Raw genomic sequence first — 16453 nt, 5'->3', positions numbered from 1 at the left:
GGTTCACTTTCGGCCACCCCGCGCGGGTGGCCTTTTTCATGCCCGCCCGCTGGCCTCTATAATCGGCCGATGGAAACCGCCCCCGCCCTCGTCTGGTTCCGCCGCGACCTGCGCGACCACGACCACGCCGCCCTCGCCGCCGCCCTGGCCAGCGGCCGCCCGGTGCATTGCGCTTTCGTCTTCGATCGCGACATCCTCGATGCCCTGCCCAGCCGCACTGACCGGCGCGTCGAGTTCATTCATGGCAGCCTGCTCCAGCTCGATGCCGCGCTGCGCCAACGTGGCGGCGGCCTGATCGTCCGCCATGGCCACGCCGGCGAAGAGATTCCCCGGCTGGCCGGCGAATTGGGTGTCGCCGAGGTCTACGCCAACCGCGACTACGAACCGGCGGCGCAGGCTCGCGACGCTGCCGTCGACCGGCAACTGGCGACGACCGGCGGGCGGCTGCACCTGCTCAAGGACCAGGTCATCTTCGAGTGCGACGAAGTGCTCAGCGGCGCCGGCCGTCCGTACACGGTATTCACACCGTACAAGAACGCCTGGCGGAAACGCCTGAGCACCGCCGACCATGCGCCCTTCACCACGCAAGGGCGGTTCCCGCCAGCGCCGGCCGGCCTGCCGACGCTGGCCGAACTCGGCTTCGCGCCGACCGATCTTCCCGAACTCGGCATCGTTCCCGGCATGGCCGGCGCCCGCCGGTTGTGGGACGAATTCCGCGCCGGCCGCATCCACCGCTACGGCACACTGCGCGATTTTCCGGCAGTCAAGGGCGTCAGCTACCTGTCGGTGCACCTGCGCTTCGGCACCATTTCGATCCGCGAACTGGTCAGCGCCGCACTTGCGGAACAAGCCGACGCCTGGCTCAACGAGCTGATCTGGCGCGATTTCTACTTCATGATCCTCGACCGCTTCCCGCAGGTCGTAGACCGCGCCTTCAAGCCGGAATACGACGCCATCCGCTGGGCCGACTGGCCGGAAGGCCTGGCCGCCTGGCAGCAGGGGCGCACCGGTTACCCGCTGGTCGACGCGGCGATGCGTCAGTTGAACCACAGCGGCTGGATGCACAACCGCCTGCGCATGGTCGTCGCTTCCTTCCTGTGCAAGGACCTCGGCCTCGACTGGCGGCTCGGCGAACGCTACTTCGCCGAGCGGCTCAACGATTTCGACCTGGCGGCCAACAACGGCGGCTGGCAATGGGCGGCGTCGAGCGGCTGCGACGCGCAGCCCTGGTTCCGCATTTTCAACCCGGTGACGCAGTCGGAGAAGTTTGACCCCGACGGCAAATTCATCCGCCGCTACGTTCCGGAACTGGCCCGGGTGCCGGACAAGTACATCCACGCCCCGTGGACGATGGGCCGGCTGGAGCAGGAAGCGCTCGGCGTCGTCATCGGCCGTGACTATCCGGGGCCGATCGTCGACCACGCGGCGGCACGCGAAAAGACGCTGGCGCGCTACGCTGTGGTGAAGAAGGCGGTTTGAACACGGTCGATCGCGGTAGACACCGCGATCGACCGTCGCTTTACGTGGATTTCCCGCAGTAGCCGGCGAGCAGGCCGAGCAGCTCGTCTTCGTCGTAGGGCTTGCCGAGGTAGTGGTTGGCACCGATCTCGAGCGCGTAGTTGCGATGCTTGTCGGCGGTACGCGAGGTGATCATGACCACCGGGATGTCGCGTAGGCGCTCGTCGGCACGCAGGTTGCGGACGAAATCGAAGCCGTCCATGCGCGGCATCTCGATGTCGGAGAGGATGACGTCGGGCAGCGCGTCGATCAGTTGCTCGAGCGCATCGACGCCGTCCTTGGCGACGACCACCTGATAACCCTCGCGCAGCAGCAGGCGGCTGGTGATCTTGCGCACAGTCAGCGAATCGTCGACCACCATCACCGTCGGCAGGTGCGGCGCGGCAACCGGCAAGGGCGCAGCGACCACGGCCGGCGCGGCGACCTCGGCGACCGCGATCAACGGCGCCCGGGCGGCGAGCGCCACCGGGTTGAGGATGAGCACGACGCGACCGTCGCCAAGCACGGTGGCACCGGCGATGCCGGCAACGCGGGCGAGCTGGCTGCCGATGTTCTTGACGACGACTTCCTGGTTGCCTTGCAGTTCATCGACGAGCAGGGCGATCCGTTGCGAGCCGGCACGCAGCAGCAGTATCCAGTAGCGGCGGCGGGTTTCCGGCAAGGCTTCGGCATCGCCCAGCAGGCGGGGCAGGAAATGGAAGGGGTAGTGATTGCCTTGCCAGTCGGCGGCGCCGGCGTCGCGGATTTCGGCGAGGCCCTTTTCCTTGACCTCGAGTACCTGCTCGATCATCGTCGAGGGCACGGCGTACACGGTGCTGCCGGCGCGCACCAGCAGGGTCTGGGTGACGGCCAGGGTGAGCGGCAGATAGAGACGGAAGGTGCTGCCGTGGCCGGCTTCGGAGACGATTTCGATGCGTCCGCCGAGTTCGATCACGGCATTCCTGACCACGTCCATGCCGACGCCGCGCCCGGCGACCTGGGTCACTTCGGTGGCGGTCGAGAAACCCGGCCGGAAGATGAAGTCGAGCAGGGCTGCATCGGCCACCTCCTGACCCGGCTGCAGCAGGCCCATTTCCTCGGCGCGGGCACGGATGCGCTGGCGGTCGAGACCGCGGCCGTCGTCGCTCAGGCTGAGGACGATTTCATTGGCTTCCTGGGCCAGCTTCAGCGTCACTTCGCCGGTTTCCGGCTTGCCCGCCGCGGCGCGCTGCTCGCGCGTCTCGATGCCGTGGGTCACCGAGTTGCGCAACATGTGCTCGATCGGCGCCATGATCTTTTCCAGCACCGAGCGGTCGATTTCGACCTGACCGCCGACGATGTCGAAGTTGGCGCGCTTGCCGACTTCCTTGGCGGTCTGCCGGACGATGCGGTAGAGACGCTCGGCCTGGCTGGCGAAGGGCAGCATGCGCACGCCCATCAGTTCCTGCTGCAGGCCGCGGTTGAGGCGGGCCTGGGCGAGGATCGCCGCGTTGGCGTCGTCGAGGTTCTTGAACAGGTTCTGCTGCACCGTCGCCACGTCGTTGACCGACTCGGCCATGAAACGGGTCAGTTCCTGGAAGCGGGTGAAGCGGTCGAGTTCGAGCGGGTCGAAATCGGCCTGGCCGTCGTGTGCCTGGGCGACGCGCGCCTGAATCTGGCTTTCCGCCTGGATTTCGATCTCGCGCAACTGGCGGCGCAGGCGGATGACGTTTTCCGTGAGGTCGAGCAGCGAGGTCTTCAGGCTGCGCATTTCGCCTTCGATCCGCGCCCGGGCGATCGACAGTTCGCCGGCTTCGTTGACCAGGCGGTCGACCAGGTCGGCACGGACCCGCAGCATCGCCCGCTGGCCGCCGCTGTCGCCCTCGCCTTCGGCATCGGCCGTTGGGGTGGTCGCCACGAGCGGAGTCGCGGACGTTACCGTGGCTGGTTCGGCGGCAGGCGCCGCTTCGACAGCCGGCGCCGGTCCGTTGCGCAGTTCATCGGCAGCGAGCGCCAGGGCGTCGCAACCGGCTTCGATTTCATCGATCAGTTGCGGGCTCGCGCTACCGGCGCGGAGCGCTTCCTGGACACGGGTCTCGAGCAGGTGGGTGGCTTCGCCGAGGTTCATCGCCCCGGCCATCCGCGAGTTGCCCTTGAAGGTATGCAACAGGCGGGCAATCGCCTGCGGCGGTGCGCCATCAGCGGGCGCCGCGCGCCAGGCGCGCAGTTGCTCGGTCAGTTCGCGAACCTGATCGGCGGCTTCCTCGAGGAAGATCGGCAGCAATTGTTCGTCGAGTTCGTCGACCAGCTGGCGGACCGGTTCCGCTGGCGGTGGCGGTGCGGCTTCGCTGGCGCGGTCGAGGGTGAATTCACCGCTCAGGCCGGGCAGCGGGATGACGCGAGCGCCACTGTCGTCGACTTCCGCGGCCGGGGCCGGCGGGTAACTGTCCTCCAGCGCGGCCACCAGCGCCGGCTGTTCCACCGGCGCCCGTTCTTCGGCCAGCCCGGCGTACATTTCATGCAACATCAGGATAGCCTGGCGCATTGCTTCCAGGCCTTCCAGACTGTCCGGCTGGAGCGCCGCATCGCGCCGCAGCAGGGCGTGTTCGAGGGCGATGGCGAGGTGGTTGAGCGGTTTCAGGCCGACGATGGCGGCGATGCCGCCGAGCGTGTGGGCCGCCCGCGTCATTTCGAAATTGGTCGGCGTCGCCGGCTCGGCTTCGAGCACGGCGAAGGATTCCGCCAGCGACTGCAGATGACCTTGGGCTTCGGTCCGGAAAATTTCGTACAGCGTCTGCGCGCTGTCGGCGGCCGGTGCGGCGGCGGTGCTGACGACCGCGGCTTCGACCTCGGCCAGTTCCTCGGCGACCTCGCTGGCTTCCGGCAGGTCGATCTCGAAGGCATCGAGCAGCGGTTCGCTTGTCGGTTCTGCCGGCGCTTCCGGTTCTGCGGGCGACTCGGCGGGCGCCGTGTCGACGGCAAGCGGCGGCGGGGCAAGCGGCGTTGGCACCACCGGCAGGGCATCGCCCGTGCCGCCGCGTAGCGCGACCGCCTGCGCCACCAAGCCCGAGGGATCGGGGGCCATGCCGCTGCCTTGCGCCAGATGCTCGATCCAGACGGCAAAGACGCGCTGTTCCTCGTCGACCATCGCCAGCAGTTCCGAGCTCACCGCCATGTCCTGGCGCAGCCACAGGTTCAGCGTCTGCTCGACGGCCCAGGCGGTTTCGCCGAAATCGGCAAGCCCGACCATGCGCCCGGAGCCCTTGAGGGTATGCGTGCACCGGCGGATCGTCGTCAGCGCCTCGCGATCGAGCGGATCGTTTGCCAGCGCCGCTTTCTGCGTCGCCATCTCGGCCAGCACCTCGTGACCTTCCTCGATGAAGATGGCGAGCAGTTCGGCGTCGATCGTCTCGTGGCTCGATTCGGCCAACAGCAGGGTTTCCGCCGACGGCTGCGGAGCTTCGACCTGCGGCGTGAGCAGACCGGCCAGCGCGTCTACCGGGCCACCGGATTCGAGCGCCGCCAGCGCCGCCTTCGCCGATTCGCCGAGTTCGCGGTCGGCGACGAGGTCGGCATCCTTCTGCAGGTTTTCCAGGTTCTGTTTCAGTTCGTCCTGCAAGCGACGGTCATCCGGCGCCTCGCGCAGGGCTTCGGCGAGCGCGCGCGCCTGCCGGGTCTGGGCGGCGACTTCGGCTTCGACGGTCGGCGTCGGCGCTTCCTCGGCGACGACGACCGCGGCCTCGCCGTTCAGGCGGCGGACGAAGGCGTCGAAACTGCTCTCGCCATGCTGCAGGGCATCAACGAAGAAGCCGAGCACCGAAAGTTCGTCGGCGACGCGCTGGAAATCGCTTTCCTGCGGTTGATAATCGGCGGCGGCGAAACCTGCGATGTGGGCAATGCTGTTCTTCAGGCTGCTGACGGCCGGGAAGTGACCGAGCATCGCCAGCGCGCCGCTGACCTGCTTGAGCGGGCCTTCCACCTGGGCCATCGAAAAGCCCTTGGCGGGCGCCCGGAAGAACGCGTCGAGCGTCTGTTCGATCTGCGCCAGGTTGCTCTGGATCTCGCGCCCGACCTGGGCGATCAGCAGCTTTTCCTGGGCGCGCCGCGTCATCTCGTCGAGTAGCGGCAATTCGCCACCGGCTGCCGGGCGACCGGCGATACAGGCATGGATGCGGTCGACCATGAGATCGACCTGCTGCGCGAAGTCGCTGCCAAGATGGCGGAAATTGTCGTGCGCGTTCTGCAACAGCAGGATGGTCGTCGCCACTTCCATGGCCACGCCATCGTTGAAGCGCTTGGCGTCTTCCTGCAGCCAGCCGGAGATTGCCGCCAGCGCCTGGCCGAGGCGCTTGAGATCGGTGTGACCGAGGTCGGCGGTGACCTGGGCGCAGGCTCGCGCCTGATCGCAGAAGGTATTCAGGCTGGCCGGACTACCGGCGCAGTACTTGTTCCAGACTTCCTCGACGCCGGCGAGCAACTCGCGCAGACGACGCAGGCCCTGTTCCTGGGACTTGGGCAGGGTCTGCACGGCGGCCAGGCTGGGCAGTTGCGCCGGCAAGGCGTAGATCTGCTGCGCCTGGGCGACCAGCGAATCTGGCGTGGCCGGGGTACGGGCAACGTAGTACAAGGCCTCGCGCATCACCCGTTCGGCGAGGTTGCCGGAGCCTTCGAGCAGGCGGCGGATCTGCAGGTCGATGCGGGCGCATAGCTGACGCGCCAGCTGATCGGCGGAAACTTCGGGATCGTCGAGCGCTTCGAGGAAAGCCTGCGACACCCACCAGAATGAACGGGCACCGGGCGTCGGCTGCAATGCCTCGATCGCCGCCAGCGCCTCGGCCATCGCCTGTTTGCCGCTGGCGCGCTGTTCGGGGCGGGTCAACCAGTTGAGCAAGCCCTTCTGGAAGCGCATGCGCTGCTTGCGCAGCACGGCCTGCATCTGCTCCGGCGGCAGGACCGGCGGCACCACGCCGGAACGCGGCGGGCGCAGGCTGAGGTCGGGGTAGAAGAGATCGCCCGGGTGCACCGGCGGCAGGCCACGCAACTCGGCCAGTCGGCTGCATACCGGCAGCATGCGCAGGGGCTGGTGCGGCTCGCCCGCCATCAGGTCGTCGAGGTACTGGCGCAACGCGGCGATCGCCTCACGGACCACCGGCAGCGCGGCGTCGCCAGCCACCAGGCGCTCTTCCTCAAGCGCCTTGAGGACCTCCTCGAGCGACTCGGTGAGTTCGGTGATGCCATTGAGACCAACGATGTCGAGCGCGCCATGGACCTGGTGGACATGGGTGCGGCAGAACTTCAACTGCGTCCGGTCGCCGTTGTCGGCGAACAAGCCCAGCGCTTCGTCGGCGCGTCCCAGCGCCTGGTCGATCTCGCCCTTGACCCACGTCAGCGGGCCCAAATCGAATTCCGTTGCCGCGTTCATGCTCTCTCGTTCGCTGGTCAGTCGACCTTGAAGCCTGCCACCGAGCCCTTGAGTTCGGAGGCCAGTGCCGACAGTTCATCCACCGCCTGGGCGGTCCGCTGGGTACCTGCCGTGGTCTGCTCGTTGACGCGCAGGATGTCCTGCATCAAGCGGGCCACATTGGTCGCCGAATCGGCCTGGCTCTGCGTCGAACTGGAAATGCTCTCGATCAGTTCGGCCAGGTTGCGCGACACCTGGCCGATCTCGGCCAGCGCCTGACCGGCGGCGTCGGACAGTTTGGCCCCCTCGACCACACCCTGGGTCGATTGCTCCATCGCGGACACCGCGTCCTGGGTATCGGTCTGAATCGTCTTGACGATCGCTGCGATCTGCTTGGTCGCTTCGCCGGAGCGTTCGGCCAGCCGCTGCACTTCCTCGGCAACGACCGTGAAGCCGCGCCCGGCGTCGCCGGCGGAAGCGGCCTGGATGGCGGCGTTCAAGGCCAACACGTTGGTCTGTTCGGTAATGTCGGAAATCAGTTCGACGATTTCGCCGATTTCCTGCGAGCTTTCGCCGAGGCGCTTGATCCGCTTCGAGGTTTCCTGGATCTGGTTGCGGATTTCGTTCATGCCCTTGATCGAGTCCTGCACCGCCTGGGTACCCTTCTCGGCGGCGGCCAGCGACTGGTTCGCAACCTGCGCCGACTGGGCGGCGTTACCCGATACCTCGTTCATTGAGCGCGCCATGTCGAGCGCCGACTGACCGGCTTCCTGAATTTCGCTCGACTGGCGGCCCGCCGCGTCGAGCAGCTCGGCCGACGTGCGACGGGCGATCTCGGTCGCCGCGGTGACTCGGTTCGCCGCGTCGTTGATGCGGCCGACCAGCACGCGCAGTTCTTCGATGGTGTAGTTGATCGAGTCGGCAATGGCGCCGGTGATGTTCTCGGACACCGTCGCCGTCACCGTCAGGTCGCCGTCGGCGAGGTCGCCCAACTCGTTCATCAGGCGCAGGATGGCTTCCTGGTTTTCCCGGTTGGTGTGTTCCGACGCCTGACGTTGCTTATCGACTTCCAGGGTCCGGCGTTTCGCGTCTTCCAGATAGGCGCGCACCAGCATCACCAGCACGGTGAGCGCGGCGGCGACCAGGATGAACATGAAGAGGACGAACAGCAGCTTGCTGCCGCGCGACTCCTGATAGCCCTGAGCCAGCGCGTCGGTCGCCGCCAGCAGTTCCTCGCTGTCGCGGAAGATGCGCGAACCGGCTTGCTTGGCCTGCACCAGCGGCTGCATGTTGGCGAGGATGCCGCTGATCGCCACGTCGTATTCCTTGAAAGCGGCTTCCAGTGCCTCGACCTTGCCGGCATCGCTACTGCGACCGAGCATCTGCAGCAGTTCGTGGAAGCTCTTGGCGTCCTTGCCCAGCGTGAAGGCAATCTGCGGATCAATCTCCCCGCCGACCAGCAGCGCCGACGCGTTCTTGGCGATGCGCTGGGTCAACACCACCAGATGGTTGGCAGCGCCGATCTCGCGCGCCGCGCCGCCTTGCAGCTTGGCGGCAGCGACGTTTTCCGCCAGTTCCAGCAGGGCGGGGTTCTTGCTGTCGATCAGGGCAACGCTCTTGCCCAGTTCGATAAGCTGCTTTTCCTGACCGAGCACGCTCGTCGCATCCTTGTCGACCTGCGTCCAGCGCTGGTTCAAGGCTTCAAGCTGCGCTTGCACCGAATCCGGTGACGGCGGCACGTTAACCTGCCCGATTTCGCCGCCGCTGGCGAGTTTCTGAATCAGGTCGTTGAAGGTCGAACGCGATTCGCGCAGTTGCGAGAAGGCCGCCGAGTTGCCCTGCAGCGCCAGCGACGAGGCCTTGGCCAGGCGCTGCGAGTGCATGCGCATCTCGCCGGCCGCGGAAACGTAGGCCGTGGTGTTGGAGGAATCCCGGCCATCGCGGGCAACGAGGATCGCCATCAGGAGCAGGACGACAACGAAGACACCGCCCAGCAGCTTCATCTGCTGGTTGGCCGACTTGCCGGCCAGCAACGCCGGTGCGGCGGTCGCCCGCGCCGGCTTGTCCGACGGTTCGTCGCCGGTCACCGTCAGCGGCGCCTCGTTTTTCCTGGATGACCCGATTTTCGGGAGCTTGAAGCCTAAAGCCATGTCTTACCTCCACTCGACCCCGCCCCGGCGGGACCCCTTTTTCATAGTCCGATATTCATGAAATCCGGATCGGCAAGCAGCTCGCGCACCGACAACTTGCGCCAGAGGCGCCCATCTTCATCGACGTAGCGTCGCCGCCCCCATGCCGGGAACGCTTCGTCGGCAGCCTGTTCGGCAAAATTCTCCGGCTTCTTCAGGCCCAGCATGCGCGGCACCAGCAGTGCCGCGTTCGAACCATGGCGAACCCCGACCAGCAACAGCCTGGCATTGGCATTCCTGGGCGTCGGCCGGGCGCCAAGGAAGGCGGCAAAATCGGTCACGGCATACAGATTGCCGCGCACGTTGGCGATCCCGGAAAACCACGGGCGGACCAGCGGCACGCCGGCCAGTTGCGGCGCCTGGACGATTTCCCCGCCGTCGGCGAGATCGATCAGCCAGCCGTCATCGCCGATCTCCAACCCGAGCCATGAGGCACCGCCATGTCCCTGCGCCGCGTCGCTGAGGCGTCCGGCCAGGTAAGTCTGGAAATCGCGCAGACTGCTCTTGCGGGCCATATCGCTTACGGCAAGGCGGCGATGCGTTGCAGGAGTTCTTCCGGATTGAGCGGCTTGACCAGATAATCCACCGCCCCCTGGCGTAGCCCCCAGATCTTGTCGGTTTCCTGGCCCTTCGAGGTACAGACGATGACCGGGATATGCTTGGTTTCCTCGTCGCGGGTCAGCGTGCGCGTCGCCTGGTAGCCGTTGAGGCCGGGCATCACGACATCCATCAGGATCAGGTCGGGCTTGGTCGCCTTGGCCTTGGCGATCCCTTCTTCGCCATTTTCAGCGGTAGCCACCAGATAACCCGCTCTGGTCAGCAGGTCGACGGCGAAAAAACGCTCTGTCGGAGAGTCGTCGACAACGAGAATGTTCTTCACGGGCATTGTTGCTCCCTGGACTACGGTTTGATTTCCGGTTCGGCCGGCAATGCGAAACTGGCGACAGTCTGCAGCAGGCTATCCTTGGTGAAAGGTTTGGTGAGGTATTGGTCGGAACCGACCATGCGACCGCGCGCCCGGTCGAACAGGCCATCCTTGGAGGAAAGCATGATCACCGGCGTGGCCTTGAAACGGGGATTCTTCTTGATCAGCGCGCAGGTCTGGTAACCGTCGAGGCGCGGCATCATGATGTCGCAAAAAATGACCGCCGGTTGATGATCGGCGATCTTGGCCAGGGCGTCGAAACCATCCTCGGCAAGAACGACCTGGCAACCGGCCTGGACGAGAAAAATCTCGGCACTGCGGCGTATCGTGTTGCTGTCGTCGATGACCATGACACGGATACCGCGCAGTCTCGATAAATCAGTCAATTCCCAGCCCCCCGAGTGTCTCTTGGCGCACTTAGCATATGGCGAACATATTACTACGGAACGGATAACAATCGCCAACCGGAAGTCGCTAAGCATAAGCCCAGAATCCCGCGGCAGTACAGCGTATTCGGATAAAATCGCGCTTTCCAGCCCGCGCCCGGACATCCGCGCCACACCCGCCCATGCCCATTGTTTCCGCCAATCTGCCGCAAGTTCTCGTTTTCGCCGCCAGCGACCCGACCGGCGGCGCCGGCATCCAGGCCGACCTGCTGACCCTGGCCAGCCTCGGCTGCCACCCGCTGAGCGCGCTCACTGCGCTGACCGTGCAGGACACCTCGGGCGTCGTCGCAATGCAACCGGTCGCCGCCGAACTGCTCGAACAGCAGGCGCGCACCGTGCTCGAGGACATGCCGGTGGCCGCCTTCAAGATCGGCCTGATCGGCAGCGTCGAGAACGTGCTGGCGATTGCCGAGATCGTCGGCGACTACCCGGAAATCCCGCTCGTCTTCGACCCGGTGCTGGCTTCGGGGCGAGGCGATGCGCTGTCCGGCGAGGAAATCATCGCCGCCATGCGCGAGATGCTGTTGCCGCAAACGACGATCATCACCCCCAACGCGCCCGAAGCGCGCCGCCTCGCCGAAAGCGACGAGGACGAGAACGAACCGGCACTCGACGTCTGCGCCGCCCGCCTGATCGAAATGGGCGCGCAGTACGTGCTGATCACCGGCACCCACGAAAGCACGCCGGAGGTGATCAACACCCTGTACGGCCCCGACGGCGTGATCCGCCACGACCGCTGGGAACGCCTGCCCGGCAGCTACCACGGCTCGGGCTGCACGCTGGCGTCGGCGATCGCCGGCTGCCTGGCCGGCGGCGCCAGCGTCGAGGAAGCGGTACGCGACGCCCAGGACTACACCTGGCAGGCGCTCCGCCACGGTTTCCGCGGCGGCATGGGCCAGTTCATCCCGGACCGCCTGTTCTGGGCCCGGGAAGACGACGAAGCCAAGGAGGCCGGCGATGGCGCAAGCTGAACTGCGCGGCCTCTACGCGGTCACCCCCGACGACCTGCCGCGGGAAACCCTGCTCGCCGGCGTCGCCGCCGCCCTGGCTGGCGGCTGCCGTATCGTCCAACTGCGTGACAAGTCGGGGCCGATGCCGGAACGTCTCGCCCGCGCCCACGCCCTGCGCCGGCTGACCCGCGACCACGGCGCGCGACTGATCATCAACGACGACCTCGCCCTCTGCCAACTGGTCGATGCCGACGGCCTGCACCTCGGACGTGACGACGGCGACCTCCGGGTCGCCCGCGCCATCCTCGGCCCGCAACGCATCCTCGGCGCCTCCTGTTACGCCGACCTCGAGGCGGCACGCCGCGCCTGCGCGGCCGGCGCCGACTATGTCGCCTTCGGCACCGCCTTCCCGTCGCCGACCAAGCCGGACGCCGTCCGCGCGCCGCTGGAACTCTATGCCCGGGCGCGGGCCGAACTGCCGGTCGCCGTCTGCGCCATCGGCGGCATCACCGCCACCAACGCGGCGGCGCTGCTCGATGCCGGCGTCGACCTGCTGGCCGTCATCACCGACCTCTTCTCGGCGCCGGACATCACCGCCCGTGCCGCCCAATACCAACGACTTTTCGAGAAAGCCTGACATGACCTCGCGTAACGAAGAACTCTTTGCCCGTGCCCAGAAACACATCCCCGGCGGCGTCAATTCGCCGGTGCGCGCCTTCCGTTCGGTCGGCGGCACGCCGCTGTTCTTCCAGAAGGGTGTCGGCAGCCAGGTGCAGGACGCCGACGGCAAGTGGTACACCGACTACGTCGGCTCCTGGGGGCCGATGATCCTCGGCCACGCCCACCCGGAAGTCATCGCCGCCGTTCAGGAAGCCGTCGTCGACGGTCTGTCCTTCGGCGCGCCGACCGAGCGCGAAGTGGAGATCGCCGACCTGCTGTGCGAGATGGTGCCGTCGCTCGACATGGTGCGCCTGGTTTCGTCCGGCACCGAGGCGACGATGAGCGCGATCCGCCTGGCGCGCGGTTTCACCGGCCGCGACATCCTGGTCAAGTTCGAGGGCTGCTACCACGGCCACGCCGACCACCTGCTGGTCAAGGCCGGCTCCGGCCTGCTCACCTTCGGCAACCCGTCGTCGGGCGGCGTCCCGGCCGGCACCGTCGAAACCACCATGGTACTGAGCTACAACGACCCGCAGGGCCTGGCTGAAGCCTTCAAGGCACACGGCGACAAGATCGCCGCCGTGATCCTCGAGCCGGTGGTCGGCAACATGAACCTGATCGCGCCGACCCCGGAATTCCTCAAAGCACTGCGCGAACTGACCGCGCAGTACGGCGCCGTGCTCATTTTCGACGAAGTGATGACCGGCTTCCGCGTCGACCTGAAGTGCGCGCAGGGCCTGTTCGGCATCACCCCGGACCTGTCCACCTTCGGCAAGGTGGTCGGCGGCGGCATGCCGCTGGGCGCCTTCGGCGGTCGCCGCGAAATCATGGAAAAGATCGCCCCGCTCGGCCCGGTCTACCAGGCCGGCACGCTGTCCGGCAACCCGATCGCCACGGCCGCCGGTCTGGCGACGCTGAAGTTGATCCGGGCGCCGGGCTTCCACGCGGCGCTGACGGCGAAGACCAAGGCGCTGTGCGACGGCCTGGTCGCCGCCGCCAGGAAACACGGTGTCGCCTTCGCCGCCCAGAACGTCGGCGGCATGTTCGGCCTTTACTTCGCCGAGCGCTGCCCGGGTACTTACGACGAAGTGCTGGCCTGCGACAAGGACGCCTTCAACCGCTTCTTCCACGCCATGATAGACGCCGGCCACTACTTCGCGCCGTCGGCCTTCGAAGCCGGTTTCGTCTCGGCCGCGCACAGCGACGCCGAGATCGCGGCGACCGTCGCCGCTGCCGACGCCTGGTTCGCCCAGCAATCATGAACGCCGGCGCCGCCTGGATCGTCCTCTTCTTCGCCGGTCTCTGCGAGGTCGGCTGGGCGGTCGGGCTGAAATACACCGAGGGCTTTTCGCGCCTGTGGCCGAGCGTATGGACGGTCGGCCTGATGGTGGCCAGCGTCGTCCTCCTCGGCTGGTCGCTGCGCGTCCTGCCACTGGGTACCGCCTACGCGGTGTGGACCGGTATCGGCGCGGTCGGCACCGCGATCTGCGGCATGCTGCTGTTCGGCGAATCGCGCGAGGCGCTGCGCCTGGCCAGCATCGCGCTGATCGTCGCCGGCATCGTCGGCCTCAAGCTGCTGACGCCGAACCCGCACTAGCCAGCACCATTCTGGTGCCAAGCGCCTCGTTGCGGCGCCCGTTGCGCTGGCTGCAGGTCGCAATTTTCACCATTTCCGTGCGTTTTCCGCCCGGCACCCTTTTTGCTGAATCCACATGTCGCGCCCTCGTGGTGCGCATGCAGAACAGCAGAAGGGAAACCATGAAAACACTGCAAGCCAAACCGCTGCCCGCCCGCGCCGGGGAATTGCGCGAGTACATGCGCGGACTGCGGCCGGACGCCAAGCGCCTGGCCGAGATCCAGTCGGCCTACGACAACCTGGCCCTGCTCGGCCAACTGCTCTGCGCCGGCACCGACATCTCGGCGATGCGCCAGGCTTTCGGCGAACTGGCCGACAGTCTGCTCGCGCAACTCGCCGACGAGCATTTCCGCAAGGCGGTGCTCGGCCTCGAATCCTCGGCCCGCGCCGCGATCGACGTCATGGTGCGCAACCTCTACGAGCGCACCGCCGATATCGGTTTCCTGGCCACCGACACCGAAATCGTCGCCTTTGCCCGCAACGCCGGCAGCGAGGCAGGCGACACTGGTGAGCGTACGCATCTGCAGGCGCGCTTTGCCGAATACGTCGACAAATACACGGTCTATCACGACGTCGTCCTGCTTTCTCCGCAAGGCGAGATCCTGGCACGTCTCGATAGCGCTAATCCGCTACCCCGAACCAGCGACGCCTTCGTCGCCACCGCGCTGAGCGGCGAACGCCCCTATCTCGAGGTCTTCCGCCGTACCGACCTGCTACCCGACGACGCCAATCCACTGATCTACGCCTGCCGCGTCAGCGACGACGACGGCACGCCGCTCGGCGTCCTCTGCCTGTGTTTCCGCTTCCAGGACGAATGCGAGCGCATCTTCGCCAATCTGCTGGGCGGCGACGACTGGCGGGTGCTCACGCTGGCGGACGGTGAAGGTCGCATCCTGGCCAGCAGTGACCCCTGGCAGTTTCCTCCAGGCGCCAGACTCGCCATGTGCGCCGACGGCGCTCCCCGCATCGCCCGCTTCGCCGGCCGCGAATATCTCGCCTGCGGTCGGCCGGGCCAGGCCTACCAGGGCTATGCCGGCCCCGGTTGGTACGGCCTGGCGCTGGCCCCGCTGGAACATGCTTTCGATCTTTCAGCGGCCCATGAACTGGCGGCGGTGGCGGAGGATTTCCTGGCCTGCGTACTGGAAACGACCACCCTGCTTTCGTCCGAACTGCGTCGCGTCCCGCGCGAGGCGGCGCGCATCCAGAACGACCTCAACCGGGCGGTGTGGAACGGCCATGTCTGGCTGGCGCGGGAGCCGGAGGCGGCGCAGAGCGGCAGTTTCGCCAAGGTCCTGCTGAGCGAGATCGGCAATACCGGCGTGCGGACGCGGGCGGTGTTCGGCGAATCGATCAACAACCTGTACAAGACGGTCATCTCGTCGGCGCTGTTCGACGCTTCGGCGCACGCGGCGATGGCCATCGACATCATGGAGCGCAATCTCTACGAACGGGCCAACGATTGCCGCTGGTGGGCGCTGACCGGCCGCTTCCGCGCCGCGCTGGCTGCCGCCCAGCAGGGCGAAGCGCCGGAACGGGCACCGCTGACCGCGATCCTGCGCCAGCTCAACAAGCTTTACACGGTTTACACCAACCTCATCCTGTTCGACCAGGGCGGCCGCGTGGTCGCGGTTTCCAATCCGGCCTACAACGACTGTGTCGGCCGCGTCCTTGACGAGCCCTGGCTGCGACCGACGCTGGCGCTCACCGACAGCGGCTGCTACGTGGTTTCGCCCTTCCGTGCCAGCGCCCTCTACGACGGCCGTCCAAGCTATGTGTTCGCCGCTGCGGTGCTTGATCCGCAAGGCCGGGAACCGGTCGGCGGCATTGCACTGGTGTTCGACGCTGAGCCGCAGTTACAGGCCATGCTGCACGATGCGCTGCCGCGCGCCGCCGATGGCCGGGTCGCCGCTGGCGCCTTCGCTGTCTTCGCCGACCGCCAGGGGCATGTGATCGCCAGTACCGACGACGAGCTGACGCCGGGCACACCGCTCATGATCGGCAACGAGTTCTTCCACGTACCGCCTGGGCAACACTACAGCAACGTCATCATCTACAACGGCCGCTACTACGCTGTCGGCTCGGCGGCCGGCGCCGGCTACCGCGAATACCCGACCGAGCGCGACGGGCGCACGGGCGCGCTGCTGGCGCTGATCTTCACGCCGTTGTCGGAACGGGTGATCGATCCGGCCATGCTGCCCGAAGCGCCCGAGGCGGGCGCCGCCCCCTACCGGCGCCATGGCCAGGGCGAGAGCCTGGACATCGCCTGCTTCCACATCGGTCGCAACTGGTACGGGCTGCGCGCCGACTGCGTCATCGAGGCGGTCGACATCGACCGCCTGACGCCGATGCCTGGCCTGCCCGATGGTCAGTGCGGCTGCCTGATGTACGGCGAACAGGCGATCGGCGTCATCGATCCGGCGCTGATGCTGCGCGCCCGCCAGCCGGACGAGGAACGGCGCCGGCCGCAGCCGGGTGGACGGCGGCAGATCCTGGTCCTGCGCTCGCCGGCCCGGCAAGCGATGTTCGCCATCCTGGTCGACCGTCTGGCACCGGTGCGCGAAGTGCCGCTGGCCCGCGTCGAACCGCTGCCGGCGCTGATGAGCGAAGGCGATTCCCTGATCGAAAGCCTGGTCAGACCGGGCGGCGAGGATGGCGAGCGGCGCATCCTGATGGTGCTCGGCGTCGATCGCATCCTCAAGCGCAGCGGCATGTGCGCCATGCCGGAGGAGGGTAGCTGGCTGCCCGGCCTACTTGGCCGGAACACCTGAGC

11 protein-coding genes are annotated in these 16453 nt (G+C 67.0%); 6 read left to right on the top strand and 5 right to left on the bottom strand.

Annotated elements, in window-relative coordinates; genetic code table 11:
• Positions 1–69: 69 nt before the first annotated feature.
• Positions 70–1479, top strand: coding sequence for a cryptochrome/photolyase family protein (locus ACLIIZ_RS02110; protein WP_416690545.1), 1410 nt, complete (start codon positions 70–72; stop codon positions 1477–1479).
• 40 nt (positions 1480–1519) lie between these two features.
• On the opposite strand, the gene ACLIIZ_RS02105 is transcribed toward ACLIIZ_RS02110, so the two are convergent.
• From ACLIIZ_RS02105 to ACLIIZ_RS02085, 5 genes are read right to left on the bottom strand one after another with little or no spacing between them, the layout of a single operon-like run.
• The gene (locus ACLIIZ_RS02105; protein ID WP_416690544.1) at positions 1520–6898 is read right to left on the bottom strand and encodes a hybrid sensor histidine kinase/response regulator; all 5379 of its coding nucleotides are present in this window, start codon (positions 6896–6898) and stop codon (positions 1520–1522) included.
• A gap of 17 nt (positions 6899–6915) precedes the next feature.
• Complete coding sequence (locus ACLIIZ_RS02100) at positions 6916–9027, bottom strand: methyl-accepting chemotaxis protein (protein ID WP_416690543.1); 2112 nt, start codon at positions 9025–9027, stop codon at positions 6916–6918.
• A 41-nt stretch (positions 9028–9068) separates the two neighbouring features.
• Positions 9069–9581 (bottom strand): chemotaxis protein CheW, encoded by a 513-nt coding sequence (locus tag ACLIIZ_RS02095; protein ID WP_416690542.1) that lies wholly within the window; start codon positions 9579–9581, stop codon positions 9069–9071.
• 5 nt (positions 9582–9586) lie between these two features.
• A complete protein-coding gene (locus ACLIIZ_RS02090; protein ID WP_416690541.1) occupies positions 9587–9952 on the bottom strand; it encodes a response regulator transcription factor in 366 nt (121 codons plus the stop codon).
• Between the two features lie 14 nt (positions 9953–9966).
• Positions 9967–10341 (bottom strand): response regulator, encoded by a 375-nt coding sequence (locus ACLIIZ_RS02085; protein WP_374325082.1) that lies wholly within the window; start codon positions 10339–10341, stop codon positions 9967–9969.
• 218 nt (positions 10342–10559) lie between these two features.
• Here ACLIIZ_RS02085 and thiD point away from each other — a divergent pair, with 218 nt between their 5' ends.
• The 5 genes from thiD (at position 10560) to ACLIIZ_RS02060 (ending at position 16451) form a co-directional block, all read left to right on the top strand.
• Positions 10560–11408: a bifunctional hydroxymethylpyrimidine kinase/phosphomethylpyrimidine kinase gene (gene thiD, locus ACLIIZ_RS02080; RefSeq protein WP_416690540.1), complete on the top strand. Its 849-nt coding sequence runs from the start codon at positions 10560–10562 to the stop codon at positions 11406–11408.
• Positions 11395–12024: a thiamine phosphate synthase gene (gene thiE / locus ACLIIZ_RS02075; protein WP_416690539.1), complete on the top strand. Its 630-nt coding sequence runs from the start codon at positions 11395–11397 to the stop codon at positions 12022–12024. Before thiD ends, thiE begins: the two co-directional genes overlap by 14 nt.
• A gap of 1 nt (position 12025) precedes the next feature.
• The gene (gene hemL, locus ACLIIZ_RS02070) at positions 12026–13309 is read left to right on the top strand and encodes a glutamate-1-semialdehyde 2,1-aminomutase (RefSeq protein WP_416690538.1); all 1284 of its coding nucleotides are present in this window, start codon (positions 12026–12028) and stop codon (positions 13307–13309) included.
• A complete protein-coding gene (gene sugE / locus ACLIIZ_RS02065) occupies positions 13306–13644 on the top strand; it encodes a quaternary ammonium compound efflux SMR transporter SugE (RefSeq protein ID WP_416690537.1) in 339 nt (112 codons plus the stop codon). The genes hemL and sugE overlap by 4 nt, the downstream gene beginning before the upstream one ends.
• A gap of 161 nt (positions 13645–13805) precedes the next feature.
• The gene (locus ACLIIZ_RS02060) at positions 13806–16451 is read left to right on the top strand and encodes a chemotaxis protein CheW (RefSeq protein ID WP_416690536.1); all 2646 of its coding nucleotides are present in this window, start codon (positions 13806–13808) and stop codon (positions 16449–16451) included.
• Positions 16452–16453 lie beyond the last annotated feature (2 nt).

Source organism: Azonexus caeni, from assembly GCF_048146105.1.
Lineage (GTDB): Bacteria > Pseudomonadota > Gammaproteobacteria > Burkholderiales > Rhodocyclaceae > Azonexus > Azonexus aromaticus_B.
This window is presented reverse-complemented; position numbering and strand designations above follow the sequence as displayed.